Source organism: Pseudonocardia sp. ICBG162, assembly GCF_020496225.1.
Taxonomy (GTDB): Bacteria; Actinomycetota; Actinomycetes; order Mycobacteriales; family Pseudonocardiaceae; genus Pseudonocardia; species Pseudonocardia alni.
On record NZ_JAHLJD010000019.1, the window covers coordinates 248,286 to 272,768 of the forward strand.

Annotated in this window: 23 protein-coding genes; 10 read left to right on the forward strand and 13 right to left on the reverse strand. The window is 74.8% G+C overall.

All coding sequences use genetic code 11. The annotated features are described in order from the left end of the window. Nucleotides 1-10: 10 nt before the first annotated feature. Both KPL60_RS19670 and KPL60_RS19675 read left to right on the forward strand, forming a co-directional pair. Nucleotides 11-1,939, forward strand: a complete 1,929-nt coding sequence (locus KPL60_RS19670) for an NAD(P)/FAD-dependent oxidoreductase (RefSeq protein WP_305080700.1) — start codon at nucleotides 11-13, stop codon at nucleotides 1,937-1,939. A gap of 81 nt (nucleotides 1,940-2,020) precedes the next feature. Next, nucleotides 2,021-3,466 (forward strand): MFS transporter, encoded by a 1,446-nt coding sequence (locus tag KPL60_RS19675; RefSeq protein ID WP_226366773.1) that lies wholly within the window; start codon nucleotides 2,021-2,023, stop codon nucleotides 3,464-3,466. 16 nt (nucleotides 3,467-3,482) lie between these two features. Here the strand turns inward: KPL60_RS19675 and KPL60_RS19680 are convergent, their stop codons facing one another. From KPL60_RS19680 to KPL60_RS19710, 7 genes are all read right to left on the reverse strand, one after another. Beyond that, nucleotides 3,483-4,292: a D-glutamate cyclase family protein gene (locus tag KPL60_RS19680; protein WP_226364783.1), complete on the reverse strand. Its 810-nt coding sequence runs from the start codon at nucleotides 4,290-4,292 to the stop codon at nucleotides 3,483-3,485. Then, nucleotides 4,289-5,620 carry an MFS transporter gene (locus KPL60_RS19685; protein WP_226364784.1) on the reverse strand — a complete coding sequence of 444 codons (1,332 nt, stop codon included), beginning with the start codon at nucleotides 5,618-5,620 and terminating at the stop codon, nucleotides 4,289-4,291. Before KPL60_RS19685 ends, KPL60_RS19680 begins: the two co-directional genes overlap by 4 nt. A gap of 191 nt (nucleotides 5,621-5,811) precedes the next feature. Further along, nucleotides 5,812-6,285, reverse strand: coding sequence for a VOC family protein (locus tag KPL60_RS19690; RefSeq protein ID WP_226355624.1), 474 nt, complete (start codon nucleotides 6,283-6,285; stop codon nucleotides 5,812-5,814). Between the two features lie 11 nt (nucleotides 6,286-6,296). Further along, complete coding sequence (locus KPL60_RS19695) at nucleotides 6,297-7,238, reverse strand: biotin-dependent carboxyltransferase family protein (RefSeq protein ID WP_226355623.1); 942 nt, start codon at nucleotides 7,236-7,238, stop codon at nucleotides 6,297-6,299. Continuing rightward, a complete protein-coding gene (locus KPL60_RS19700) occupies nucleotides 7,235-7,870 on the reverse strand; it encodes an allophanate hydrolase subunit 1 (protein WP_226364785.1) in 636 nt (211 codons plus the stop codon). The genes KPL60_RS19695 and KPL60_RS19700 overlap by 4 nt, the downstream gene beginning before the upstream one ends. Further along, the gene (locus KPL60_RS19705; protein WP_226364786.1) at nucleotides 7,867-8,667 is read right to left on the reverse strand and encodes a LamB/YcsF family protein; all 801 of its coding nucleotides are present in this window, start codon (nucleotides 8,665-8,667) and stop codon (nucleotides 7,867-7,869) included. The genes KPL60_RS19700 and KPL60_RS19705 overlap by 4 nt, the downstream gene beginning before the upstream one ends. After that, complete coding sequence (locus KPL60_RS19710) at nucleotides 8,664-9,338, reverse strand: GntR family transcriptional regulator (protein WP_226355620.1); 675 nt, start codon at nucleotides 9,336-9,338, stop codon at nucleotides 8,664-8,666. Before KPL60_RS19710 ends, KPL60_RS19705 begins: the two co-directional genes overlap by 4 nt. 147 nt (nucleotides 9,339-9,485) lie before the next feature. Between KPL60_RS19710 and KPL60_RS19715 the strand changes: the two genes are divergently transcribed. From KPL60_RS19715 to KPL60_RS19725, 3 genes are read left to right on the forward strand one after another with little or no spacing between them, the layout of a single operon-like run. Next, on the forward strand, nucleotides 9,486-10,118 hold the full coding sequence (locus tag KPL60_RS19715; RefSeq protein WP_226355619.1) for a class I SAM-dependent methyltransferase: 633 nt from the start codon (nucleotides 9,486-9,488) through the stop codon (nucleotides 10,116-10,118). Between the two features lie 9 nt (nucleotides 10,119-10,127). Next, entirely contained in the window at nucleotides 10,128-11,369 is a 1,242-nt protein-coding gene (locus KPL60_RS19720; RefSeq protein ID WP_226364787.1) for an FAD-dependent oxidoreductase, read from the forward strand. Between the two features lie 32 nt (nucleotides 11,370-11,401). Further along, nucleotides 11,402-12,382: an asparaginase gene (locus KPL60_RS19725; protein WP_226364788.1), complete on the forward strand. Its 981-nt coding sequence runs from the start codon at nucleotides 11,402-11,404 to the stop codon at nucleotides 12,380-12,382. A gap of 9 nt (nucleotides 12,383-12,391) precedes the next feature. Here the strand turns inward: KPL60_RS19725 and KPL60_RS19730 are convergent, their stop codons facing one another. Continuing rightward, nucleotides 12,392-13,369: a YafY family protein gene (locus KPL60_RS19730; protein WP_226364789.1), complete on the reverse strand. Its 978-nt coding sequence runs from the start codon at nucleotides 13,367-13,369 to the stop codon at nucleotides 12,392-12,394. A gap of 75 nt (nucleotides 13,370-13,444) precedes the next feature. Between KPL60_RS19730 and KPL60_RS19735 the strand changes: the two genes are divergently transcribed. Together KPL60_RS19735 and KPL60_RS19740 are read left to right on the forward strand one after the other, a co-directional pair. Further along, nucleotides 13,445-14,896, forward strand: coding sequence for a carboxylesterase/lipase family protein (locus KPL60_RS19735; protein ID WP_226366774.1), 1,452 nt, complete (start codon nucleotides 13,445-13,447; stop codon nucleotides 14,894-14,896). Between the two features lie 49 nt (nucleotides 14,897-14,945). Continuing rightward, complete coding sequence (locus KPL60_RS19740; RefSeq protein WP_020623433.1) at nucleotides 14,946-15,275, forward strand: putative quinol monooxygenase; 330 nt, start codon at nucleotides 14,946-14,948, stop codon at nucleotides 15,273-15,275. 22 nt (nucleotides 15,276-15,297) lie between these two features. Here the strand turns inward: KPL60_RS19740 and KPL60_RS19745 are convergent, their stop codons facing one another. The 3 genes from KPL60_RS19745 to KPL60_RS19755 form a co-directional block, all read right to left on the reverse strand. After that, nucleotides 15,298-16,302 carry a TerC family protein gene (locus tag KPL60_RS19745; protein ID WP_226355614.1) on the reverse strand — a complete coding sequence of 335 codons (1,005 nt, stop codon included), beginning with the start codon at nucleotides 16,300-16,302 and terminating at the stop codon, nucleotides 15,298-15,300. Nucleotides 16,303-16,412: 110 nt separating this feature from the next. Continuing rightward, on the reverse strand, nucleotides 16,413-17,312 hold the full coding sequence (locus tag KPL60_RS19750) for a hypothetical protein (protein ID WP_226366775.1): 900 nt from the start codon (nucleotides 17,310-17,312) through the stop codon (nucleotides 16,413-16,415). 23 nt (nucleotides 17,313-17,335) lie between these two features. After that, on the reverse strand, nucleotides 17,336-18,646 hold the full coding sequence (locus KPL60_RS19755) for an SLC13 family permease (protein WP_226366776.1): 1,311 nt from the start codon (nucleotides 18,644-18,646) through the stop codon (nucleotides 17,336-17,338). Between the two features lie 367 nt (nucleotides 18,647-19,013). On the opposite strand from KPL60_RS19755, the gene KPL60_RS19760 reads away from it, so the two are divergent. Beyond that, nucleotides 19,014-19,535: a MarR family winged helix-turn-helix transcriptional regulator gene (locus tag KPL60_RS19760; RefSeq protein ID WP_226366777.1), complete on the forward strand. Its 522-nt coding sequence runs from the start codon at nucleotides 19,014-19,016 to the stop codon at nucleotides 19,533-19,535. Between the two features lie 3 nt (nucleotides 19,536-19,538). Here KPL60_RS19760 and glpK (KPL60_RS19765) read toward each other — a convergent pair whose 3' ends face one another. Next, nucleotides 19,539-21,056: a glycerol kinase GlpK gene (glpK, locus tag KPL60_RS19765; RefSeq protein ID WP_226366778.1), complete on the reverse strand. Its 1,518-nt coding sequence runs from the start codon at nucleotides 21,054-21,056 to the stop codon at nucleotides 19,539-19,541. Further along, a complete protein-coding gene (locus KPL60_RS19770) occupies nucleotides 21,053-21,814 on the reverse strand; it encodes an IclR family transcriptional regulator (protein WP_226355607.1) in 762 nt (253 codons plus the stop codon). Before KPL60_RS19770 ends, glpK (KPL60_RS19765) begins: the two co-directional genes overlap by 4 nt. A gap of 302 nt (nucleotides 21,815-22,116) precedes the next feature. Between KPL60_RS19770 and KPL60_RS19775 the strand changes: the two genes are divergently transcribed. Next, the gene (locus KPL60_RS19775) at nucleotides 22,117-22,857 is read left to right on the forward strand and encodes an MIP/aquaporin family protein (RefSeq protein WP_374228726.1); all 741 of its coding nucleotides are present in this window, start codon (nucleotides 22,117-22,119) and stop codon (nucleotides 22,855-22,857) included. Between the two features lie 52 nt (nucleotides 22,858-22,909). Then, complete coding sequence (gene glpK, locus KPL60_RS19780) at nucleotides 22,910-24,427, forward strand: glycerol kinase GlpK (RefSeq protein ID WP_226366780.1); 1,518 nt, start codon at nucleotides 22,910-22,912, stop codon at nucleotides 24,425-24,427. The last annotated feature ends 56 nt before the right edge of the window (nucleotides 24,428-24,483 follow it).

Sequence of the window (24,483 nt, forward strand, 5' to 3'; positions counted from 1 at the left end):
GACCGTCACGATGACGGCCGGCGACGACGAGCTCCGGGCCGCGCTGGAGTCGGCGAACCTGCCGACGCTGCTGCTCGTGCTGGAGCGCTTCACCGGTGACCCGCGCTGGCTGGCCGACCCGTACCGGCCGAGCCGGACCAAGGGCCTCGACGACAACGACGACGGCGGGTTCCCCCCGGAGGTCCGCGACCGGATCCGGAAGGCCGCGTTCACGGTGCTGACCGAGTGGCGCGACGGCCGGCGCGCACTGCCGGAGCCACCGCCGGACTCCGCGATCACCGGGCTGCTGAGCGTCTCCCTGGGCGAGACCGTCCCGCCCGAGTACGGCCCGGGCATGGCCGCGGAGGCCGGCTTCCACCCGCGCCCGGAGGTCCGCTGGACCGCGGGACGCCCGGCGGCGGCGGACCGGATGCACGTGCTGGTGGTCGGGGCGGGGCCGTCCGGGGTGGCGACGGCTGCGACGCTGCGGGAGCTCGGCATCCCCCACACCGTCGTCGAGCGGGGCGGCGACGTCGGCGGGGTCTGGGCGCAGAACGACTACCCCGGCGCCGGGGTCGACACCCCGACCCACCTCTACAGCTACTCGTTCCTGCCCCGGCCCGGCTGGACGCGGTACTACGCGAAGCAGCCCGAGATCCTCGGCTACTTCCGGCACGCCGCCGACGAGCTCGGGATCCGCCCGACGGTCCGGTTCCACACCACGGTCACCGACGCGGAGTGGGACGAGGCGGCCGCCCGGTGGGACGTCACGCTGCGCGGACCGGACGGCACGACCGACCGCATGCGGGTCACCGCGGTCATCAGCTGCGTCGGCGTGCTCACCGAGCCGTCGGTCCCGGACCTGCCCGGCGCGGACACCTTCGCGGGCCCGCTGTTCCACTCCTCCCGCTGGGACCACGCGCTCGACCTCACCGGCAGGCGGGTCGCGGTCATCGGGACCGGGGCGACCTCGCAGCAGATCGTCCCGGCCATCGCCGACGCCGCGGGCCGGGTGCTGGTCTTCCAGCGCACGCCGCAGTGGGTCGCCCCGAACCCCAACTACCGGCGGGAGGTGCCCGAGGGCGCCCGGCTGCTGCTGGAGCAGGTCCCCTACTACGGCGCCTTCTACCGGATCCGGCTGGTCTGGCAGTTCCAGGACAAGCTGCTCGCCACCCTGCACCGGGACCCGGGGTGGGAGCACCCCGAGCGGTCGGTGAACGCCGCCAACGACCGGCACCGGGCCTTCTTCACCCGGCACCTCGAGGCGGAGCTCGGCGACCGCACGGACCTGCGGGACAAGGTCCTGCCGGACTACCCGCCGTACGGCAAGCGGATCCTGATGGACAACGGCTGGTTCCGCACCCTCCTGCGCGACGACGTCGAGCTCGTCACCGACGCGGTGACCGGCTTCGACGCCCACCACGTCCACACCGCCGACGGCGGGCGGCACGAGGCCGACGTCGTCGTCCTGGCCACCGGCTTCCGGACCAGCGCCATGCTGGCCTCGATGCGCGTCCGGGGCCGGTCCGGGGCGACCCTGCGCGACCACTGGGGCGACGACGACGCCCGCGCCCACCTCGGGACGACGGTGCCGGACTTCCCGAACCTCTTCCTCGTCGGCGGGCCCAACACCTTCCTCGGCCACGGCGGCAGCACGATCCACGTCACCGAGTGCTCGGTCGCCTACATCGCCCAGCTGCTGGTCCGGATGGTCGAGGACGGGATCGCGGCGCTGGAGGTGCGGGAGGACGTGACCGCCGCCTACAACGCCGAGATCGACGCCGCGCACGAGGGCCTCGTCTGGACCCATCCCGGCACCACCAACTGGTTCCGCAACCGGGCGGGCCGGGTGGTCGCGCTGAGCCCGTTCCGCGGCGTCGACTTCTGGGCGCGGACGCGGACACCCGACCTCGCCGACTTCCACCTCACCCCGGCGGAGCCGGACCCCGCGGCGGGGTGAGACCGGTCGCCGTCGCGGGCCGGGCGCCGCGGGGCGGTCTATCGTCGACCCCGGTTCGTTAGCTCCGGACAAGGAGATGCCGTGGGGAACGACATCGTCGTACCTGCCGGGCCCGCCGGACGCCGGCACCGGCTGCTGATCCTGGCCGTGCTGTGCACGAGCATCCTCGTCGTCTCCATGGACGTCACGATCATCAACGTGGCGCTGCCCGCGCTCGTCGCGGACCTGCACGCCTCGATCACCGAGCTGCAGTGGACCGTCGACGCCTACACCGTCGTCCTGGCCTGCTTCCTGATGCTGGCCGGTGCGACGGCCGACCGGGTCGGGCGCCGCCGCGTCTTCCAGACCGGGCTCGTCCTGTTCGGGATCGGGTCGCTGCTGTGCAGCCTGGCACCGACGGTCGGCTGGCTGATCGGGGCGCGGGTGGTGCAGGCCCTCGGCGGCGCGATGCTCAACCCGGTCGCCATGTCGATCATCACCAACGTCTTCACCGACGTCCGGGAGCGGGCCCGCGCGATCGGCGTGTGGGGCGCGATGGTCGGCATCTCGCTGGGCGTCGGCCCGGTGCTCGGCGGGCTGCTCGTGGACACCGTCGGCTGGCGGGCGATCTTCTGGGTGAACATCCCCGTCGTGCTGGCGGCCTGGGCCCTGACGGCCCGGCTCGTCCCGGAGTCGCGGGCCGCCCGTCCGCGGCGGGCCGACCCGGTGGGGCAGCTCCTCGTGGTGGCGCTGCTCGGGTCGACGGTGGCGGCGGTGATCGAGGGGCCGCGGCTGGGCTGGTCGTCGGCGGGGGTGCTCGGGCTGGCGGCGCTGGCCGTCGTCGCGCTGGTCTGTCTGGTCGTCTGGGAGCGGCGCCACCCCGAACCGCTGGTGGAGCTGCGGTTCTTCCGGAGCGCCCCGTTCACCTCGGCGACGGTGATCGCGGTCTGCGCGTTCGCCGCGTTCGGCTCGCTGCTGTTCCTGTCCGCGCTCTACCTGCAGGACGTCCGCGGGCTCGGTGCGCTGCAGGCCGGGCTGACCCTGCTGCCGGCCGCCGTCGCCACCACGGTGGTCGCGCCGCTGTCCGGGCGGATGGTCGCCGCCCGCGGGGCACGCCTGCCGCTGGTGCTGGGCGGCAGCGCGATGGTGCTGGTCGCGCTCACCTTCTCCCAGCTCTCCCCGACGACGCCGCTGTGGCTGATCCTGCTCGCGCACGGGGTGTTCGGCTGCGGGTTCGCCCTGCTCAACCCGCCGATCACGAACACCGCGGTGAACGGGATGCCGCCGGAGCGGGCCGGGGTCGCCGCCGCGGTGGCCTCGACGAGCAGGCAGGCCGGGCAGTCGTTCGGCGTCGCGGTCAGCGGGACCGTGGTCGCCACCGCGGCGAGCTCCGCCGCCGGGGTCGCGACGGCGTGGGCGGTCGTGACGCCGCTGACCGTGGCGGTCGTGGTGCTCGGCGTGCTGGGGACGACGGCGCGGGCCCGTGCCTCGGCGGCACGGGTCGCGGCGCTGTTCCCCGCGGCCCCGTCCCCCGCCCGCGCGTCCTGAGCGGGGGACGGCGGCGTCACCCCCGCGGGCCGGCGGCCGCGGCCGCGTCGACCGAGTGGTCCAGCACGACCATGTGCCCGGCCGCGTGGGTGAACACGTACTCGGCGCCGCTGCCGGGCAGCGCCAGCTGCGGGGTGACGCCACAGCCCCAGAAGACCGGGACGTCGCCGTCCTCGACCACCGGCGCCGGGCCGAAGTCCGGTGCCGCGAGGTCGGCGATGCCCAGCGCGGCGGGGTCGCCGACGTGCACGGGCGCACCGTGCCCGGTCGGGTAGCGCGCCGTGACCTCCCGGGCCAGGTCGACCAGTGCGGCGGGCACCGCGCGCATGCTCACCACGAGCGGCCCGTGGACGCGGCCCGCGGGGACGGTGGGCCGGGTCGTGACGTAGACCGCGGGCGCCGGGGACTCCGGGTTGCGCCGCACCGGGACACCGGCCCGCTCCAGGGGCTCCTCGAAGGTGTGGCTGCACCCGAGCAGGAACGCCACCGAGTCCTCCCGCCACCGGTCGCGCAGGTCGGTCGGCCCGCCGTCGTCGACGCCGTGGCGCCAGGTCCGGTAGCGCGGGAAGTCGGTGCGGACGTCGACCCGGGTGTCCCCGACGGTGACGACCGGGTCGCCGGTGTCGCCGACGCCGAGCAGCGGGCACGGCGTCGGGTTCCGCACGCAGAACAGCAGGAAGTCGTACGCCGCCGCCTGCGGGACGACCACCAGGTTGGCCTGCTGGTACCCGCCGAACAGGCCCGCGGTGGGCCCGGTCCAGCGCCCGGCGGCGGCCAGTGCCCGCAGCTCGGCCGGGGTGGCGGGCGCCGTCGTCGCGGCGGTCATCGGGCCAGCTCCCGGCGTGCGGTCTCGCGGACGGTGAGCAGGGTCAGCAGCGCGACGACCGTCGCGACCATCAGCAGGTAGCCCGGCGCGAGGGGGTCGCCGGTGACCGAGGTCAGCCAGGTCGCGAGGAACGGCGTGAGACCGCCGCCGATGATCGTCCCGCCGTTGAAGGCCAGGGACAGGCCGGTGTAGCGGACCCGGGTCGGGAACTGCTCGGCGTAGGTCGGGTAGGTGACGGCCTGGACGACCGGCATGGGCAGGGCCAGCAGGAACATGCCGACGACGGCGAGGGTGAAGTCGCCGGTGCCCATCAGCGCCATCGTCGGCAGGACGAGCACCGAGTAGCCGAGGAAGCCGACGACGATGAGCTTCTTGCGGCCGTAGCGGTCGGACAGCGCGCCGGCGATCGGCATCAGGCAGGCCACGAACAGCCCGATCGCGGCCATCAGCCAGAACGTGCTCGACTTCGGGTAGCCCAGCTCCGAGGTGAGGTAGATGTTCATGAAGATCAGGCCGATCCAGTAGCCGGCGTTCGACCCGGTGGCCAGCAGCAGCACGGTCACAAGCGCGCGGCGGTGGTGGGTGAACACCTCCCGCACCGGAGCCTTGGGCAGCTCACCGGAGGCGCGGCTCTGCTCGAACTCCTCGGAGTCCTCCAGCCGGTGCCGGGCGATGAGCGTCAGCACGACCAGCGGCAGCGCGAGCAGGAACGGGATCCGCCAGCCGAACGCCGTCAGCTGCTCGGTGGTGAGGACGGTCGAGGTGATGCCGGCGACCAGCGCGGCGGTGCCGCCACCGAGCGCGACCCCGACCGGGGTGAAGGACCCGAAGAAGCCGCGACGGCCGGCCGGGGAGGACTCCGCGAGGTAGGTGGCCGACCCGGTCACCTCGCCACCGGCGAAGAAGCCCTGCGCGAGCCGGGCGAGGACCAGCAGCGCCGGGGCGAGCAGACCCGCGGTGGCCGCGGTCGGCAGGAGCCCGACCAGCGCCGTCGCGGTGCCCATCCCGGTGATCGTGAACACCAGGACGGGCTTGCGGCCGAGGCGGTCCCCGAGCCGGCCGAGGACGATGCCGCCGAGCGGGCGCATCAGGAACGCGCTGCCGAACACCGCCAGCGTCGACAGCAGGGACGCGACCGGGTCGGCGCTGGGGAAGAACAGCGGCCCGATGACGACGGCGAGGTAGCCGTAGACCCCGAACTCGTAGTACTCGACGGCGGTCCCGGACGCGGCGGCGAGCGCCGCGCGGCGGGACCGGGCCGGGCTCGGCGGGGCGACGGGCGCCGTTCCGACGGACCGCCCGGTGGGGGCGTCGCTTGATAGGGTCATGGTGGTCTCCCGGTGAGGAACGCCCGCGGGAGCGGGCAGGCGTGATCGCGATGTGGTGGGCGGACGAACCCGGCGCGCGCGAGACGGCGACACCGGCGGCACAGCGGGTCATCGGTGGGCGGCATCCCGCCGATGACCCGGCCGCGGACCGTCCGGGGACGGGCCGCGACCGTACGGGGACCTCCCCGCCGTCAGACGGCGAAGAGCTGCTCCAGGTCGGCGAAGGCCTTGAACTCGAGCGCGTTGCCCGCGGGGTCGAGGAAGAACATCGTCCACTGCTCCCCCGGCTCGCCCTCGAACCGCACGTAGGGCTCGATGACGAAGTCGGTGCCCGCGGCGGTGAGCCGCTCGGCCAGCGCGCGGAACTCCGGGACGCTCAGGACCAGGCCGAAGTGCGGGACCGGCACGTCGTGGCCGTCGACGGGGTTGGTCCCGGCCACACCGGCGCGCGGGGTGTCCGACGGCTCGCCGACCTGGTGGGTGACGACCTGGTGCCCGGCGACGTTCCAGTCCGTCCAGCGCTCGGCGGAACGGCCGCGGCCGAAGCCGAGCAGCGTGCCGTAGAACTCCCGGGCCGCCTCGATGTCGTCCACCGGGATCGCCAGGTGGAACGGCGGGCGGACGGACGTGACGATCGCGGGGGTTTCCGTGGTCGGTGCGGACACAGGGGTACCTCTCATCCTTCGGTGTCGCGCCCGGACACGATGGCGTCCAGACGCAGGGGGTCCCCGGGCCGGAGCTGGCCGAGGAGGTCGATGTCGGCGTCGGCGACGACGCCGACCACCGGGTAGCCGCCGGTCACGGGGTGGTCGGCGAGGAACAGGATGGGCTCGCCCGAGGGCGGGACCTGGATGGCGCCGAGCGGCACACCCTCGCTGGGCAGCGAGCGGTCGCCGACCGCGAGGGTGGCGCCGGTGAGCCGGATGCCGACCCGGTCGCAGTGCCCGGAGACCCGCCACGCGGCGCGCCGGAGCAGGGACCGGTCCGCCGGGCCGAGGACCGCGTCGCGAGGGCCCCAGTGGAACCGGACCCGGGTGCCGGGGCCGGGGAGCCGGGGCGCGACCAGCTCGACGGGGACGGCGGGCGGCTCGCCCGGCGCCGGGCCGAGCGGCAGGTCGGCCCCGGGGCCGACGACGGGCGGGCCGAGGCCGGTCAGCGAGTCCCGGGCCCGCGAGCCGAGCACCGGTGCGGGGCGGACCCCGCCGCCGACGGCGAGGTAGCTGCGCAGACCGTGTCGCGGGGTACCGAGCCGCAGCTCGGCACCGGCCGGGACCCGCAGGCACCGGGGGTCGGCGACCGGCCGGCCGTCGAGGGTGACCGGGACCGGGGCGCCGGTGACCGCGACCCAGCGCGGCGTGTCCAGCACGACCGCCAGGCCGCCCAGGGTGACCTCGATGGCCGCCTCCTCCGGCGGGTTCCCGACGAGCCGGTTCGCGGTGGCGAACGCGGCCCGGTCGACCGGCCCGGAGGCCGTGACCCCGAGGTGGGCGAGCCCGGGCCGGCCGGGGTCCTGCACGCTGCAGCCCGGCCGGACCTCGAGCACCCGCAGCCGGGCCCCGACGGCGGACGGGCCGGCGGGTCGCGCGGCGCGGGCGGGCGGGTCGAGCAGCGTGGTCATGCGGGCACCTCCACGAACCGGACGCGGTCGCCGAGCGCCAGCCGGTTGGGCGGGGTCGCGTCGACGTCCCAGAGGACGGCCGTGGTGGTGCCGATCCGGTGCCAGCCACCGGGCGTCCCACCCGGGTAGACGACGGTCTGGTTCCCGGCGATCGCGACCACCCCGGCTGCGACCCGGGGCCGGGGTGCGGACAGCCGCGGCAGGCGCAGCGCCTCGGGGAGCCCGTCGAGGTAGGCGAAGCCCGGCGCGAACCCGAAGAAGCCGACGTGGTGCTCGGCGGCGGCGTGCCGCCGGGCGACGAGCTCCGGGGTCGTCCCGAGCCGCTCGGCGACGGCGGGCAGGTCGGGGCCGTCGTAGCGGACGGGGACCTCGACCGTGCGGGGCCCCGGGACGGGTGTCCCCCGGCCCCGCGGGGTGCTCCCGGCGAGGGCGCGCAGGTGGCGGCGCAGCGCCGCCATCCGGGCACCGGGGCGGGCGACGACCAGCACGGTGCACGCGGCCGGGACGACGTCGGTCACCCAGGCGTCCCACCCGTCGGCCGCGGCGCCGTCGGCGACCTGGCGGACGGTCCCGGGGGGACAGTCCACGATCCACGCCCGGTCGCCCGCGCGGTGCACCGCGGGCGCGGTCACCGGAGGGCCCCGGTGACGGGGGCCAGCGGCTCCGGGCCGCAGCCGAACCCGGCGGCGGTGAGCGCGGCCCGCGCGGCCCGCGCCAGGGCGTCGGCGCCGGGGGTGTCGCCGTGCACGCACAGCGCGGCGACCGCGCCGCCCGCCGGGCGTACGGACACGACCGTCCCGTCGACGGCGGTGACCCGGCCGTCGCGGGCGATCGAGACGGCCCGGGCGGCGGCCTCGGCCGGGTCGCGCACCAGGTCGCCGGGCTGCCCGCGGGGCACCAGACCGCCGGCGGCGGTGTAGCCGCGATCGAGGAACGCCTCGGCCCGCGGGCTCAGCCCGGCCGCGCGGGCCCGCTCCCACACCTCGGTCCCGGGCAGGCACACCAGCGGCAGGCCCGCGTCGACCAGCCGGACGGCCTCGACGAGCGCGTCGGCGTGGGCCGGGTGCGTGCCGCTGGCGTGGTAGAGCGCGCCGTGCGCCTTCACGTACCCGACGCGGGTCCCCGCGGCCGCGGCGAACGCCGTCAGGGCACCGATCTGGTAGACGATGTCGTTCACCAGGGAGTCCCGGGCGACGTCGACGAAGCGGCGGCCGAACCCGGCGAGGTCGCGGTAGGACACGTGCGCACCGACCGCGACGCCGCGGCGCGCGCAGTCGTCGCAGGTGCGGCGCATGACGTCGGGGTCGCCGGCGTGGAAGCCGCAGGCGATGTTGGCCGCGTCGACGACGTCGAGCAGCGGGCGGTCGTCGTGGACCCACGCGCCGAAGCTCTCGCCGACGTCGGTGTTGAGCGCGATCGCGGTGCTCACCTCGCCTCCCGTGCCGCCCAGAACGCGGAGAGCTCGCCGCGGTCGGCCGACCAGGCCGCGTGCAGGCCCTCCTGGCCGCCGTCGATGTGGGCCAGCACGAGACGGCCGAGCTCGTCGGCGTCGCCGTCGGCCAGTGCCTGGACCATGCCCCGGTGCTCGTCCTGCACGCGGTCGTAGGCGCCGGTGCCGTGCACGTAGAACCGGGAGTAGGGCTCCAGGCGGTGGTAGAGCTGGGAGATCAGCTCGTAGCGCAGCGGCAGCCGGGCGAGCCGGTACATGTCGAGGTGGAAGGCCAGGTTGGTGCGGGACCACTCGGCGGCACCGGTCCGGGCGACCTGGTCCATGTCGCCGGCCATGCCGTCGAACCGCGCGACGTCGCGCCGGGACACCCGGTCCGCGACGTGCGGGGCGAAGCTCGGCTCGACCATGCGCCGCAGGTCGTAGATCTCGTCGATCTCGGCCAGGTCCAGCTCGGTGACGAAGGTGCCGCGGCCGGCCTCGCTGCGCAGCAGGCCCTCGCCGACCAGGGTGCGCAGCGCCTCCCGCAGCGGGATGCGGCTGACGCCGTAGCGGTCCGCCAGCTCCTCCTGCACCAGCCGGTGGCCGGGCGGGTACACGCCTTCCACGATTGCGCGACGCAGGGCGTCGACCAGCGCGTCATCCGGTGCCATGTGCTCTGTATACGGTGGATACAGCGTGTACGGAAGCCCCTCGGCGATCGCTTTATAGGAACGACACCGACCGACACACGCCCGTCGCCGGGTGACCCGGATCGCCCGGACATGACCGGGACCGCGCGAACGGCCACGATGTACCGCATGGGCCGACCCGACCACGCCGTCTTCCTCAAACGCTCGTTCTCGAAGATGGACCAGCTCGCGACCCCGTTCCTCACCGGACGGCGGCTGTGCCGCCAGCTCGCCGCCGTCGTCCCGCGCGGGACGAACGGCGTCGTCGTCGAGCTCGGCGCCGGACCAGGGGTGCTCGCCGAGCCGATCCGTGAGCGGCTCGGACCGCACGCGCGCTACCTCGCGATCGAGATCGACTCCGAGCTGGTCGCGCACCTGCGCCGGCACAAGCCGTGGCTGGAGGTCGTGCAGGGCGACGTCGCCGACCTGGACCGGATCCTCGACGAGGCCGGCATCACCGAGGTCGACGCGTTCGTCTCGACCCTGCCGTGGGCGGTGTTCCCGCAGACCCTGCGCCTGCAGGTCATGGGCACGATCGCGCGCCGGCTGGTCCCGGGCGGGGTGATGAGCATGATCATCACCTGGATGGCGCTGCCGAACCGGGTGCGGGTGCTGCGCGACCTGCTCGACACCCACTTCGACGAGGTCGTGGAGACCGCGACCGAGTGGCGCAACCCGCCGCCCGCCCGCACCTTCCTGTGCCGCCGACCGCTCCCCCAGTTCAACTCTCTCGACGAGCGAGACACTCGTTCGGCGAGCTAACATGGCCGGGTGACCGCGGAACGGACGATCGTCGCGGGCGGTGGCCCCGGCGGCATGCTGCTCGCCTACCTGCTGGCCCGGGCGGGCCTGCCGGTGACACTGCTCGAACGCCACCGGGACTTCGACCGCGACTTCCGCGGCGACTCCCTGCACCCGTGGACGCTCGAGCTGTTCGACCGGCTCGGGCTCGCCGGACGCCTGCTGGAGCAGCCGCACGTCCCGGCCCGGCGGTTCCGCTTCCGCACCGGTCGCGGGACGGTCACCACCACCGACTACGGCCTGCTCGACACCCCCTACGACTACGTCGCGCTCATGCCGCAGGCCCGGTTCCTCGACTTCCTCGCCGCCGAGGCGGCGACCCTGCCGACCTTCGAGCTGCGCACCGGCGCCGCGGTGAACGGCCTGCTCGGCGCGGGCACCGACGACGACCCCGTCCGCGGGGTGACCCTGCGGTCCGGGGAGCGGATCGACGCCGGGCTGGTCGTCGCCGCCGACGGCCGGTTCTCCCGCCTGCGCACCCTCGCCGGGCTGACCGCGGAATCCCAAGGAGCCACCACCGACCTGCTGTGGTTCGCGCTGCCCCGCCACGACGACGACCCGCCCGACGCCGCCGTCGACCTGTTCCTCGGCACCCGCAGCTACGTCGGGCTGCTCGGCGGCGAGGAGCGCTGGCAGGTCGGCCTGTCGCTGCCCAAGGGCGGCTACCCGGCGCTGCGCGAGGCCGGGGTGGAGCACGTGCGCCGCGAGGTCGCCGGGCTCGTGCCGTGGCTGGCCGACCGGGTCGGGCTGCTCACCGACCTGAACGACGCCACACTGCTGTCGGTCGACATCTCCCGGGTGCCGACCTGGCACCGGCCCGGCCTGCTGCTGATCGGCGACGCCGCGCACGTCATCTCCCCCGTCGGCGGCAACGGGATCCTGATGGCCCTGCAGGACGCGCTCGCCGCGGCGAACCACCTGGTTCCCGCGCTGCGGGCGGGCACGGTCGGCACCGCGACGCTCGCCGCGGTCCAGGCCGAGCGGGAGCCCGCGATCGTGTCCGTGCAGAGCCGGCAGGTCCGCATCGAGCGGGGCGTCGCACGGGCCCGCGAGCGCGGCCGCACCATCGCCCCGCCCGCGTTCGTCCGGCTGCTGATGCGCCTGCCCGCCGTGCGGCGGCGCTCGGCCCGGGGCAACGCCTACGGTCCCGTCCCGGTGCACCCGACGCCGGAGCTGGCACGGGAGCTGGGTCTGGCCCCGGTCCCCGCCTGAGCGCCCGCCGCGGCGGACGTAGCGTCGGCCGCATGAGCACGCCCGGCCCCGTCCCACCCGTCCCGCCCGTCCTGGCCGCCGCCGTGCCGCTGGCCGTCGTCGAGCGGGAGGGCACCGTGGAGTCGGTGCACCTGGGCACCGTCGCGGTGCACCACCCCGGCGGCACCGTGACCGGCTCCGGCGACCCGGACGTGGCGTTCCTGCCGCGCTCGGCGCTCAAGCCGGTGCAGGCGGTGGCGATGCTGCGGGCCAGGCTGGACCTCGACGGCGAGCTGCTCGCGCTGGCCTGTGCCTCGCACTCCGGCGAGCCCGGCCACGTCGACGGCGTGCGGCGCATCCTCACCGGTGCCGGGCTCGACGAGTCCGACCTGGACAACACCCCGGACCTGCCGCTGGGGCCGGCGGCCGCGGCGGCCGTCCGCGCGGCGGGGACGGGACCGTCGCCGGTGCTGCAGAACTGCTCGGGCAAGCACGCCGCGATGCTCGCCGCCTGCGTGGCCGCGGGGTGGCCGACGGCCGGCTACCGCGACCCCGCGCACCCGCTGCAGCGGCTGGTCCGGGAGACCGTCGCCGAGCTGACCGGGGTGCCGGTCGGCGTCACCACCGTCGACGGCTGCGGCGCCCCGCTCTTCGGCACCACCCCGGCCGGGCTGGCCCGGGCCTTCGCGACGCTGGCGACGGCCGCCCCGGACACCGCCGAGGGGCGGGTCGCGGCCGCGGTCCGCGCGCACCCGTGGTGGGTCGGCGGCACGGACCGGCCGGTGACCCGGCTGGCGGGCGCGGTGCCGGGCCTGGTCACCAAGGACGGCGCCGAGGGTGTGCTCGCGGCCGCACTGCCCGACGGGCGGGCGTTCGCCGTCACCGTGCTGGACGGGTCGCCGCGACCGCTGCCGGTCGTCGCACGCGCCGTGTTGGAGTCCCTCGGCGCCGGGTCCGACGCGCTCACCGCCGCGACCCGCACCGACGTGCTCGGCCACGGCACGCCCGTGGGCGCGGTCCGCGCCCTGCTCTGAGCGGCCCGGTCAGCCGCCGCCGTTCGCGCGCGCGTGGTCCGCGGCCCGCCCGAGGCGGGCGGCGACCGCGTCGAGGTGCTCCACCAGCTCGACCGGCTCGACCACCTCGAAGTCGACGCCGAAGAAGCACAGCCACACCGCCAGCGACTCCAGGGTCCAGGCCCCGGCCGTGAGCTCGCAGCGGTCCCCGCCGAGGTCGGTCACGATCCCCGACGCCGGGGTGACGTGCTCGGCGATCCGCTCCGCCGGGGCGTGGAACACGATCCGCGCCCGGTGCGGGTAGGCACCCGAGGAGATCCCGCGCTGGGCGAACGCGGCGAGCCCGCCCTCCGGTTCCGGGCGCGGGGCGAAGCGCGGCCCCGCGGGCAGCTTGGGCCGCATCCGGTCCACCCGGAAGGTGCGGCGGTCGTCGCGGCCGGTGTCCCAGGCGACGAGGTACCAGCGGCGCCCGGTGTGCACGAGCCCCTCGGGCTCGGCGACCCGGCGGGTCTCGGTCCCGTCCCCCGCGACGTAGTCGAACCGCAGGACCTCGTGGTCGCGGCAGGCGGCGGCCAGCGCGGACAGCACGTCCGCGTCGACGGTCGGGCCGCGCGCGGCGAGTGTGGACGTCGCGGTGCCCAGCGCGGCGACGCGGCGGCGCAGCCGGTTCGGCAGGACCTGCTCCAGCTTGGCCAGGGCACGGACCGAGGTCTCCTCGATGCCCGAGACCGACCCGCCCGCGGCGGTCCGGAGCCCGACCGCGACGGCGACGGCCTCGTCGTCGTCGAGCAGCAGGGGTGGCAGCGCGGCCCCGGCGCCGAGCCGGTAGCCGCCGGTCACCCCGGGTGTGGAGTGGACCGGGTAGCCGAGGGTGCGGAGCTTGTCGACGTCGCGGCGGACGGTGCGCACGTCGACGTCGAGGCGCTCGGCCAGGGCGGGCCCCGTCCAGTCGCGCGGCACCTGCAGCAGCCCGAGCAGGCGCAGCAGCCGCGCCGATGTCCCCATCACGACGACCAGTGTGCCGCCGATTCCGGTCGGATCCTGTCCTGGATGGCGGCGGGCGGATCGGAGTAGACCGGAACCATGGCATCCGAGGAGATCGTCGGCACCACCTCCGGACCGGTGCGCGGCGTCCGCACCGGCGACGTCGTCCGGTTCCGGTCCGTGCCCTACGCGGCACCGCCGGTGGGCCCGCTGCGCTACGCAGCCCCGGCCCCCGCCCCGGTGTGGGAGGGGGTCCGCGACGCCTCGGGCCCGCCCGGCCCGAACGCCCCGCAGCCGCCGCGCATGATCGCGGGCGGCCTGGACATGAGCCCGGTGATCGGCACCGGGCGGCGGCCCGGCGAGGACTTCCTGACCGTCGACGTGTGGACCCCCGACCCCGGCGCGGGCGGGCTGCCGGTGCTGGTGTTCCTGCACGGCGGCGCGTTCGTCGCGGGTGAGTCCTCGGCCCCCGCCTACGACGGGGCCGTGCTCGCGGCGGGCGGCGCCGTGCTGGTCGCGGCGAACTACCGGCTCGGTGCGGAGGGGTTCCTGCCGCTCGGGGGCGGCGCGACGAACGTCGGGCTCCGCGACCAGCTGGCGGCGCTGGAGTGGGTGCGCGACAACGCGGCCGCCTTCGGCGGGGACCCGGACCTGGTCACCGTGGTCGGCGAGTCGGCGGGGGCGATGAGCATCGGCCTGCTGCTGGCCTCGCCGCGCTCGGCCGGGCTGTTCCGCCGCGCGGTGGTGCAGTCCGGGGGCGCCGAGATGTGCCGGTCCGCGCCGGAGCGGGCGGCCCCGCTGGCCGCGGTGCTGGCCGCCGAGCTCGGCGTCGCGCCCACGGCGGAGGCCTTCCGGTCCGTCCCGGTCGACGACGTCATGGCCGCACAGGCCCGGGTGGACCTGCCCGGCCGCCGCGGCGACCTGCGCGAGCCCGGCGGCGGCGACCCCGGCTTCGGCCTGGCCGGGTTCCTCCCGGTCCTCGGCGACGACGTGCTGCCCGCCGACCCGCTCGCCGCGCTGCGCGCCGGGGCGTCGGCCGGCGTCGACCTGCTCGCCGGGAGCAACGCCGAGGAGATGAACCTCTACCTCGTCCCGACCGGGGTGCTCGACGCGCTCACCGAGGACCAGGCACGGGGCGCGCTCGCCGCCGTCGCACCGCGGGTGACGCTGCCCGGCGGCGGCACCCCCGGCGAGCGCTATGCCCGCGCCATGACCGAGCTGGTGTTCGCCGGACCGACCCGGCGGCTGCTCGACGCGCACACCGGACGCCGGTTCGGCTACCTGTTCGCGCACCGCTCCGACGCCTGCGACGGCCGGCTCGGCGCGGCACACGCGACCGAGCTGCCCTACGTGTTCGGGACGCTGGACTCCGCGTACGGCCCGTCCGGGCTCGCCGGGCACCACCCGTCGGCGGAGCTGTCGGAGCGGATGCGCGCGACGTGGCTGCGGTTCGCGGCCACCGGGGACCCCGGATGGTCCACCTGGGACCCGGCCGCCCCGGTGCACCGCCGCTTCGACGGCCCCGGCGACGCCGACGAGCCCGCGGGCTGAGCCCGCCCCGACCCCGGGGCGCCGGGAGGGGCCGTCTACGGTCGCCGCCGTGGACACGAGCGAGCGGGTCGGCCGGTACGTGCGGATGGTGGCCCTGGAGGGACAGGGGACCGAGCTGGCGGGCGCGCTGCTCCGCGTCGCCGACGACATGGCCGCCCAGCCCGGCTGCCTCGCCTACGTCGTGAACGCCACCCCCGACGAGCCCGACGTCGTCTGGGTCACCGAGATGTGGTCCGACGCCGCGTCGTCGGAGGCGGCGCTGAGCCGTGACATCGGCGAGAGCGGTCTGGGCGACGTCCTGGCGCTGCTCACCGCCCCGCCGGACTACATCGAGGTCACCCCGCTCGGCGGGCCCGGCCTGGCCGGCCTGCCCGGCTGAGCGCCGGGCCGGCCGGACCGGCTCAGTCGCGCTGCTCGGAGCGCTCCTTGCGGGCGCGCAGCGACCCGGCGTGGGCGGTCATCGACGGGTCGCCCTTGGTCTTGACGAGGCTGGCGACGGTGACGACCGCGAGGATCCCCAGGATCACGACCAGGCTGACCATGGTCGGGATCTCGGGCACGGCCGGCGAGATGTCGACGTGGAGCCAGTGCAGGATCAGCTTCACGCCGATGAACGCGAGGATGACCGCGAGCCCGGCCGACAGGTAGACCAGCCGGTCCAGCAGGCCCTTGACCAGGAAGAACAGCGCCCGCAGGCCGAGCAGCGCGAAGGCGTTGGCGGTGAAGACGATGAACGCCTCCTGGGTCACGCCGAACACCGCGGGGATCGAGTCGAGGGCGAACAGCAGGTCGATGCCGCCGATCGAGACCAGCACGATGAACATCGGGGTCGCGACCCGGCGGCCGTTGTCCCGGGTGAACAGCTTCCCGCCGTCGTACTCCTCGGTGACCGGGAAGAGCCTGCGCGCGCCCCTCACGACCATGTTGTCCTCGATGTCGGGGTCCTCGTCCTTGTGCCGGTAGAGCTGCACGGCGGTCCACAGGAGCAGCAGACCGAAGACCAGGAACATGAACGAGAACAGGTTCAGCAGCGTCGCCCCGACCGCGATGAAGATCGCGCGCATGATCAGGGCGAGCACGATGCCGAAGGTGAGCACCTTGTGCTGGTGCTCCTCCGGCACCGCGAACGTCGTCATGATCACGACGAAGACGAACAGGTTGTCGACCGACAGGCTCTTCTCGACGATGTAGCCCGTGAAGTACTGGGTTCCGAAGTCCCAGCCGTGGATCGTCGCGAACACCAGTCCGAACGCGATCGCGACCAGGATGTAGAACACCGACCAGGCGGTGGCCTCCTTGAATCCCACCCGGTGCGGCCGCAGCCAGCCCAGGACGAGGTCGAACGCGAGCAGCGCGATGATCACGCCGATCGTGACGGCCCATTCGAGACCGCTGATCTCGAGCACCGGGGGTCCTCCTGCAGGTCACCGCACCGACCACGGCGGTCGGTTGCGGAGCGCACCATATCGGGCAGTCAGGACATCGCGCCCGTCCTGAGGACGGGCGCGGACCGCGATCAGCCCTTCGGACGCGCCGCGAAGACCCCCTCGGCGGGGAACGCCCCGTTCGCCAGGGCCGTCCGGGCGAACGCCCCGCCGAGCTCGCCGAGCCGTGTGGCCCCGTCGGCGCCGAGCGCGGACCACGGGGCGGCGCCGAGGCGGTGGGTGTCGTTCTCGATCCGCTTGCGCAGCGCCGTGCCCTCCTCGGTCAGGACCGGTTCGACGGCGTCGTCCCCGGCCGTGTCGGCCGGCTGCAGCAGGCCGCGGTCCGCGAGTCCGGCGACGGCGGCGTTCCACTCGGCGGCCGACCAGCCGCGGCTGCCGCGGGCGAAGGCCACGGTGAACCCGGTGCCCGTCGCGGTCGCGGTGACCAGCGCCTCCAGCCCGGACAGCCCGGCCTCGACCAGCAGCGCGATGTGCCCGTCGCCGCGGTGCTCGCGCAGGATCGACAGCGCGTGCCAGAGGACCAGGTGCGGCGCGGTCGGCCAGGGCACGTCGAGGTGGCCGGCGGCGAGCGGGCGCCCGTCGGGGGTGACGGCCCCGGCCGCGGTCCGGGCCAGCCCGGCGGCCTCGGCCATCTCGGGCGAGGCGACGGCGTCGTCGCCCAGGGTGCGGCGCAGCGAGGCGTCGGCGACGGCGAACCGCACGTCGAGCAGATCCGGTGCGGACACCAGCTCCCAGGCCCGCGGGACCGACCTCGCGACCAGGCGCGGGGAGAAGTTGTAGAACGTCGCGGTGACCACCGAGGCGCCGACCGCGCCCATCGGTGCGGCCCGCGGGGCGAAGTAGCTCATCCGGCCCGGCTCCAGCCCGGCGGCGGTGTAGGCCGGTTCGCCCTCGGGGGCGAAGTAGACCTGGGAGTGCAGCGGTTCCAGCCCGCGGGCGAGGCGCCCGGCGGCCACGGCGGCGTCGTTCATGGCCGCGACGCTAGTCGGGCGGGTCAGAGGATGCCGGGCAGCACGAGCAGTGCCCAGGCCAGCAGCGGACCGACCAGCACGACGACGCCGGCGTAGGCGAGCATCTGCCGGTAGAAGCGGTCCCGGTCGACGTCGGCGGGCGCGTTGGCGAGCACCAGCGCCCCGTTCGTGGAGAACGGGCTGACGTCGACGACGGTCGCGGCCACCGCGAGCGCCGCCACCATCCCGACCGCGGACACCTCGCCCTGCTGCAGGAACGGCAGGGCCAGCGGGATCGCGACACCGAGGATCGCCACCGAGGACGCGAACGCCGAGAGCACGCCGCCGACGTAGCAGAGCAGCAGCGCCGCGAGCAGCGGTGCGCCGATCCCGCTGATCCCCGAGGAGACCAGGTCGACCGCGCCGGCCTCCAGGAGCACGCCGACGTAGGTGACGACGCCGCAGATCAGCAGGACGGTGGACCAGGAGATCTTCCCGACGACGTCCGGGCGGCGCGGGGCGACCAGCCGCAGCACGATCGCGACCGCGAGCGCGACGACGCCGACGTCCCAGCCGAACGCGGCGGAGCCGACCGCCATGAGCGCGATGCCGGCCAGCGTGATGCCCTGCTCCAGCCCGACCCGGCCGACGACCGGGGCCTCGGTCACGGTGCCGGTCGCGGCGCCGCTCCCGGTCCCGGCGTCCCCGGCGGGGGCGGCGTCGTCGTCCGGTGCCTCGACCGGGTCCACCGTGCGCCCGACGAGCGACCGGCCGCCGAGCACCAGGAAGATCCCGACGGCGATCACGACGTTGACCACGAGCGGGGTCAGGAACAGCGCGATCGGGTCGCTGGGCAGGCCCACGGTCGCCATCGTCGAGTTCACGAACGCGCCGTAGACGGTGATCGGCGAGAACGCCCCGCCGAGCGCGCCGTGCACGACCATCATGCCCATGAGCAGCAGGTTGATGCCGTAGCGCCGGGCGAAGGGCATCGCCAGCGGCGCGACGATCGCGACCGCGAACAACGCCCCGAGCGCCGAGAGCCCGCAGGAGATCGCGAAGAACACGAACGGCGCGAGCACCAATCGTCCGCGGACGGCCCGCATCGCCCAGTGGACCAGCAGGTCGACGGTGCCGTTGGCCGTCGCCAGCGCGAACAGGTAGGTCAGCCCGACGAGCAGCAGGAACAGGTCTCCGGGGAAGCCCGCGAGGACGCCGTCGAGGCTCAGCCCCAGCACGCCGATCCCGACCGCGGCCGCGGCGAGGAACCCCAGTGCGCCGAGGTTGACCGGCATCGTCGTGGCGATCACGAACATGACCACCAGCACGGCGATCGCGATGATCTCGGGCCCCATCGGCCTCGCTCCTCGGTGTCGACCGGCCCGGACGGCGGTGACCGGGCCGGTCGACACCGTGACAGATCACCCACATCGTGAGCAAGCCACCACATCGCGACTTTCCGTCGTCCGGTCGACCGCAGACAGCCGATCGCGACTGTGAAGCATCGCGCCGCGTTCCAGGCCGTCCGGCCCGCCGAGCTGGTAGGTGGACCCGGTGACCGTCGATCCCCCGCCTCCGATGGAGGACTCCCTCTTCGGAAACCCTTCACGGCGTGAACGGTTCTCCGGCCACCACCCCCGCTCGAGCCCCGACTCCGACTCCGGCTGTCCGGACGGCACCACCGAGCCGGAGTGGACTCCCCGAGATGGTTCATCGCATGAAGTGTTTCCACCGACATGGGGCCTCGACCCCGACCAGGTCGACCGCGTCGTCGCGCTCGGGACACTCCTCCCCCGCTGGGAGCTGACCGCGCTCTACCGGCTCCGCGTGGTCGCAGCACGCCTCGACCTCACCCTGAACGAGCTCCTCGTGGTCGCCGAGCTGCTGGTACGGGACCGGACCCTCAGCGGGGCGGAGATCGCCGGGATCGTCGGCCTCGGGGCACCGGCCGTCACCGCGATCCTCGCGCGACTCGAGGAGCGTGATCTCGTCCACCGCGATCCGGACCCGCACGACGCTCGACGCCAGGTCGTCGCCGCCTCGCCGGAGGCACGGACGATGCTGCACCGCGCCCTCCACGACCACGACACCCGACACCTCCTCGACGGTCTGTCGGCCGAGGCGGCGGACGGGGTGCTCGTCGCCGTGGGGCGGGCGGCCGACCACGGTCTGCGCCGGGTGCAGCGTGACCGCTGGGCGGACGAGCGGATCCGGCGGTCCCGCCTGGACGCACCGCGGGCGTGAGCCTCAGTCCGGGCGCGCCCACCCCGTGCTCCGCTGCACCGCGCGGCGCCAGTTGTCGTGCTCGCGGCGGCGCAGGCCGGGGTCCATCGTCGGCTCCCAGGCGGCCGCCCGGTGCCAGTTGCGGCGCAGCACCTCCGGGTCCGGCCAGTAGCCGACGGCCAGGCCGGCCGCGTAGGCCGCGCCGAGCGACACCGCCTCCGACCCGAGGGGGCGTTCCACCGTGAGGTCCAGGACGTCGGCGACGCACTGCATGAGCAGGTGGTTCGCGGTCATGCCACCGTCGACCTTCAGGCGGGTGACGGGCAGCCCGGAGTCGGCGTTCATCGCGTCGAGCACCTCGCGGGTCTGCCACGCGGTCGCCTCCAGCACCGCGCGGGCGAGGTGGCCGCGGTGGATGTAGGAGGTCAGGCCGACGATCACGCCGCGGGCGTCGGGGTACCAGTGCGGGGCGTAGAGACCGGAGAAGGCGGGGACGACGTAGCAGCCGCCGTTGTCCGGGACGGTCAGTGCGAGCGTCTCGATCCGGGCCGCCGTGGAGATCATGCCCAGCGCGTCGCGGAACCACTGCACCAGCGAGCCGGTCATCGCGATGGAGCCCTCGAGCGCGTAGACCGGGTGGTCGCCGAACAGGTAGCCGACGGTCGGGATCAGGCCGGCCTCGGAGCCCGCGATGCGGGAGCCGGTGTTCTTCAGCAGGAACGCGCCGGTCCCGTAGGTGCACTTCGCCTCGCCGGGTGCGAAGCAGGTCTGGCCCACCAGCGCCGCCTGCTGGTCGCCGAGGGCGCCGGCGACCGGCACCCCGTCGAGCAGACCGGAGCACCGGCCGTAGACGCGGGCGTTCGGCACGATGGTCGGCAGCATCCCCCGCGGCACCCGCAGCGCCGAGCACAGCGCGTCGGACCACTCCAGCGTGCGCAGGTCCATCAGCATCGTGCGGCTGGCGTTGGTGACGTCGGTGACGTGCACGCCGCCGTCGGGGCCGCCGGTGAGGTTCCAGATCAGCCAGGACTCCATCGTCCCGAACAGGACCTCGCCGCGTTCGGCGCCGTCGCGCGCGCCCGGCACGTGGTCGAGCAGCCACTGCAGCCGCGGGCCCGCGAAGTACGTCGCCGGGCCGAGCCCGCTGACCCGGGCCCAGCGGGCGGCGTCGGTGTCTGCGGCGAGACCGGCGACGATATCGGTGGTCCGGGTGTCCTGCCAGGTGATCGCCCTCGCGAGGGGGACCCCGGTGCGCCGGTTCCAGATGACCGTCGTCTCGCGCTGGTTGGCGATGCCGAGCGCGACGACGTTCTCCGGCCCCAGCCCGGCCCGCCGCAGCGCCGCGGGCACCACCCGGGTCACCGCCCGCCAGATCTCCGACGCGTCGTGCTCGGCGCGGCCCGGGCTCGGGAAGTGCTGCCGGTGCTCGCGCTGGGCGACCGCGACCATCCGGCCCGAACGGGTGAACAGCAGGCAGCGCGTCGACGTCGTCCCCTGGTCGATCGCGGCGACCACCCGCTCCCCCGACGACAGGCCGCTCACGTCAGTCCCTCCAGCCCGTCGGCGATCTCGGCGGCCGCGGCGACGAGCTCGACGACGGCCTCCGGGCGGGCGCGGCCGTCCGCGGCGAACAGCTCCTCGACGGGGGCGCCGATCCCCAACGCCGCGACGGTCAGCCCGCCCCCGCTGCGGACCGGCACCGCGAGCCCGCCGACGCCCGGCTCCCAGCCGCCGGCGTCGGCCGCCCAGCCGCGCCGCCGCATCGCGGTGATCTCGCGGGTCAGCGCCGCCGGGTCGGTCACGGTCGCCCGGGTGTAGGTCTCCAGCGGCTCGACCGCCCGCACCGACGCCGGCGCGAACGCCAGCAGGCACCGCCCCCACGCCGTCGCGTGCAACGGCTGGGTGGTGTTGGTCCGCAGCCGCTGCGGCGTGTCGTCGGGCCGGAACACGTGGTGCACCACGTCGACCCCGGCCCCGTCGGCGGACGGCACGCCCAGGTACACCGCGCAGCCGGTGCCCGCCGCCAGCGCGTCGGCCCAGTTCATCGCCCGGGCGCGCAGGTCGTGCCGGTCCCACGGGGTGCCCAGCCGCCCCAGCCCCTCGCCCAGCAGGTAGCGGCCCGACGACGACTCCTGCGCCACCAGCCCCTCCTCGCGGAGGGTGCGCAGCAGACCGTGCGCCGTCGGGCGCGGCAGGTCCAGGGCCGCCGCCAGCTCGGCCAGCGCCAGCGGGCGCCCCGCGCCGCCGAGCAGCCGCAGCAGCGCCGCCGCCCGCTCCACCGACTGGATCGCCCGTGCCACGCAGCGATCGTAGGCCGTCCGGACGCTCCGCGGAGCGGATCATGGACCGATCGACCCGCAACGTTCGGCATCGTCGAACGATCCTCGTTGCCCGCGACCGCGCGCGCTCCTAGCGTCCTACGTCACACGGCGGGGCCGCCCGGTCCCGTGAGGGGGACTCACCAGGAGGGGGTTCGATGACGAGCTCCGAGAACACCGCGGCCGATCCCGCACCCGCGGCACGGACCACACGGGCGACCCCGGCGGCCGCCGCCAAGGCGCCGTCGCTGATCGGCGAGCTGAGCGCCGAGTTCGCCGGGACGATGATCCTGATCCTCTTCGGCGTCGGCGTCGTCGCGCAGGTCGTCACCACACCGGACGGTTCGAAGGGCGCCTACGACTCGATCGCCTGGGCGTGGGGCTTCGGCGTGATGCTGGGCGTCTACGTGGCGGGCCGGATCTCCGGCGCCCACCTGAACCCGGCCGTCACGCTCGCGTTCGCCGTCTACGAGGGCTTCCCGTGGCGGAAGGTCGCACCGTTCGTGCTGGCCCAGACCCTCGGCGCGTTCGTCGCCGCGCTGATCGTCCGGTTCGTCTACGCCGACTTCATCCGGTCGGTCGACCCGAACCTGACCGAGACCCAGGGCATCTTCTCGACCTCGCCGGGCGACCCGACGACGATCACGACGGCGTTCTTCGACCAGGTCGTCGGCACCGCGATCCTGGTGTTCGTGATCTTCGCGCTGGTCCACCCGCGCAACAAGGGCCCGCTGTCCAACATGGCCCCGTTCATGATCGGCATCCTGGTCGTGGGCATCGGCATGGCCTGGGGCGCGAACGCCGGCTACGCCATCAACCCGGCCCGCGACTTCGGCCCGCGCCTGGCATCGTGGATCACCGGGTACGAGACCGCGTGGGTCACCGGTGACGGCACGCCGTACTGGTGGCTGCCGATCGTCGCGCCGCTGGTCGGCGCCCTCGTCGGCGGCGGCCTGTTCAAGCTGCTGATCGACCGCTACATCCCCGTCGAGGACGCTCCGCAGGAGGTCGGCGACGTGCGCTGACCGCACCCGCCCCCACCCCCGAACCACCCGCTCGAGACATACAGGAGAACTCATGGCCGAGTTCGTCGGCGCCGTCGACCAGGGCACCACCTCCAGCCGCTTCATGATCTTCGACCACAGCGGCAACGAGGTGGGTCGCCACCAGCTGGAGCACGAGCAGATCCTGCCGCAGGCCGGCTGGGTCGAGCACGACCCGATCGAGATCGTCGAGCGCACCAACACCTGCCTGCAGCAGGCGCTCACCAAGACCGGACTGTCCGCCTCCGACCTGGTCGCGCTGGGCATCACCAACCAGCGTGAGACCACCGTCGTGTGGAACCGGCGCACCGGGCGCCCGTACTACAACGCGATCGTCTGGCAGGACACCCGCACCGACCGGATCGCGACCGCGCTCGACCGCGACGGCCGCGGCGACGTCATCCGCCGCAAGGCCGGCCTCCCGCCCGCCACCTACTTCTCCGGCGGCAAGATCCAGTGGATCCTGGAGAACGTCGACGGCGTCCGCGAGGCCGCCGAGAACGGCGACGCGGTCTTCGGCAACACCGACACCTGGGTCATCTGGAACCTCACCGGCGGCACCAACGGCGGGCTGCACGTCACCGACGTGACCAACGCCAGCCGCACCATGCTGATGGACCTCGAGAGCCTCGACTGGGACGACGAGCTGCTCGGCTTCTTCGGCATCCCGCGGCAGATGCTGCCGGAGATCAAGCCGTCCTCCTCGGCGACCGCGTTCGGGAAGACCCTCGCGAACGGCCCGCTCGGCGGCGAGGTCCCGATCACCGGTGACCTGGGCGACCAGCAGGCGGCGACCGTCGGCCAGGTCTGCTTCGCCCCCGGCGAGGCCAAGAACACCTACGGCACCGGCAACTTCATGCTGCTCAACACCGGCACCGAGCTGGTCCGCTCGGAGTCCGGCCTGCTCACCACGATGTGCTACCAGTTCGAGGGCGAGCGTCCGGTCTACGCGCTGGAGGGCTCCATCGCGGTCACCGGCTCGGCCGTGCAGTGGCTGCGCGACCAGCTCGGCATCATCTCCGGCGCCTCGCAGTCGGAGTCGCTGGCCCGCCAGGTCGAGGACAACGGCGGCGTGTACTTCGTCCCGGCGTTCTCCGGCCTGTTCGCGCCGTACTGGCGTTCCGACGCCCGCGGCGCGATCGTCGGCCTGTCCCGGTTCAACACCAACGCGCACCTGGCCCGGGCCACGCTGGAGGCGATCTGCTACCAGTCCCGCGACGTCAGCGACGCCATGACCAAGGACTCCGGGGTGACCCTGGAGACGCTGAAGGTCGACGGCGGCGTCACCCAGAACGAGCTGTGCATGCAGATCCAGGCCGACGTGCTGGGCGTCCCGGTCTCGCGGCCCGTCGTCGCCGAGACCACCGCGCTCGGTGCGGCCTACGCGGCCGGGCTGGCCGTCGGGTTCTGGAAGAACACCGACGAGTTGCGGGAGAACTGGAACGAGGCCCGGCGCTGGGAGCCGACCTGGTCCGAGGAGCAGCGCAACGAGGGCTACGGCCGCTGGAAGAAGGCCGTCGAGCGGACCCTGGACTGGGTCGACGTCCAGTAGGACCACCCGCCCGGTGTCGCCCTCACCACACGTGGGGGCGACACGGGGCACACCCG

Bases quoted from the DNA above. Each gene is read 5' to 3' on its own strand.
- KPL60_RS19755 (WP_226366776.1), bottom strand. From the start codon at position 18,646: ATGGGGCCCGAGATCATCGCGATCGCCGTGCTGGTGGTCATGTTCGTG.
- KPL60_RS19710 (WP_226355620.1), bottom strand. From the start codon at position 9,338: ATGGCACCGGATGACGCGCTGGTCGACGCCCTGCGTCGCGCAATCGTG.
- KPL60_RS19695 (WP_226355623.1), bottom strand. From the start codon at position 7,238: ATGACCACGCTGCTCGACCCGCCCGCCCGCGCCGCGCGACCCGCCGGC.
- KPL60_RS19680 (WP_226364783.1), bottom strand. From the start codon at position 4,292: ATGACCGCCGCGACGACGGCGCCCGCCACCCCGGCCGAGCTGCGGGCA.
- KPL60_RS19715 (WP_226355619.1), top strand. From the start codon at position 9,486: ATGGGCCGACCCGACCACGCCGTCTTCCTCAAACGCTCGTTCTCGAAG.
- KPL60_RS19775 (WP_374228726.1), top strand. From the start codon at position 22,117: ATGATCCTGATCCTCTTCGGCGTCGGCGTCGTCGCGCAGGTCGTCACC.
- KPL60_RS19670 (WP_305080700.1), top strand. From the start codon at position 11: ATGACGGCCGGCGACGACGAGCTCCGGGCCGCGCTGGAGTCGGCGAAC.
- KPL60_RS19725 (WP_226364788.1), top strand. From the start codon at position 11,402: ATGAGCACGCCCGGCCCCGTCCCACCCGTCCCGCCCGTCCTGGCCGCC.
- glpK (WP_226366780.1), top strand. From the start codon at position 22,910: ATGGCCGAGTTCGTCGGCGCCGTCGACCAGGGCACCACCTCCAGCCGC.
- KPL60_RS19685 (WP_226364784.1), bottom strand. From the start codon at position 5,620: ATGACCCTATCAAGCGACGCCCCCACCGGGCGGTCCGTCGGAACGGCG.
- KPL60_RS19735 (WP_226366774.1), top strand. From the start codon at position 13,445: ATGGCATCCGAGGAGATCGTCGGCACCACCTCCGGACCGGTGCGCGGC.
- KPL60_RS19750 (WP_226366775.1), bottom strand. From the start codon at position 17,312: ATGAACGACGCCGCCGTGGCCGCCGGGCGCCTCGCCCGCGGGCTGGAA.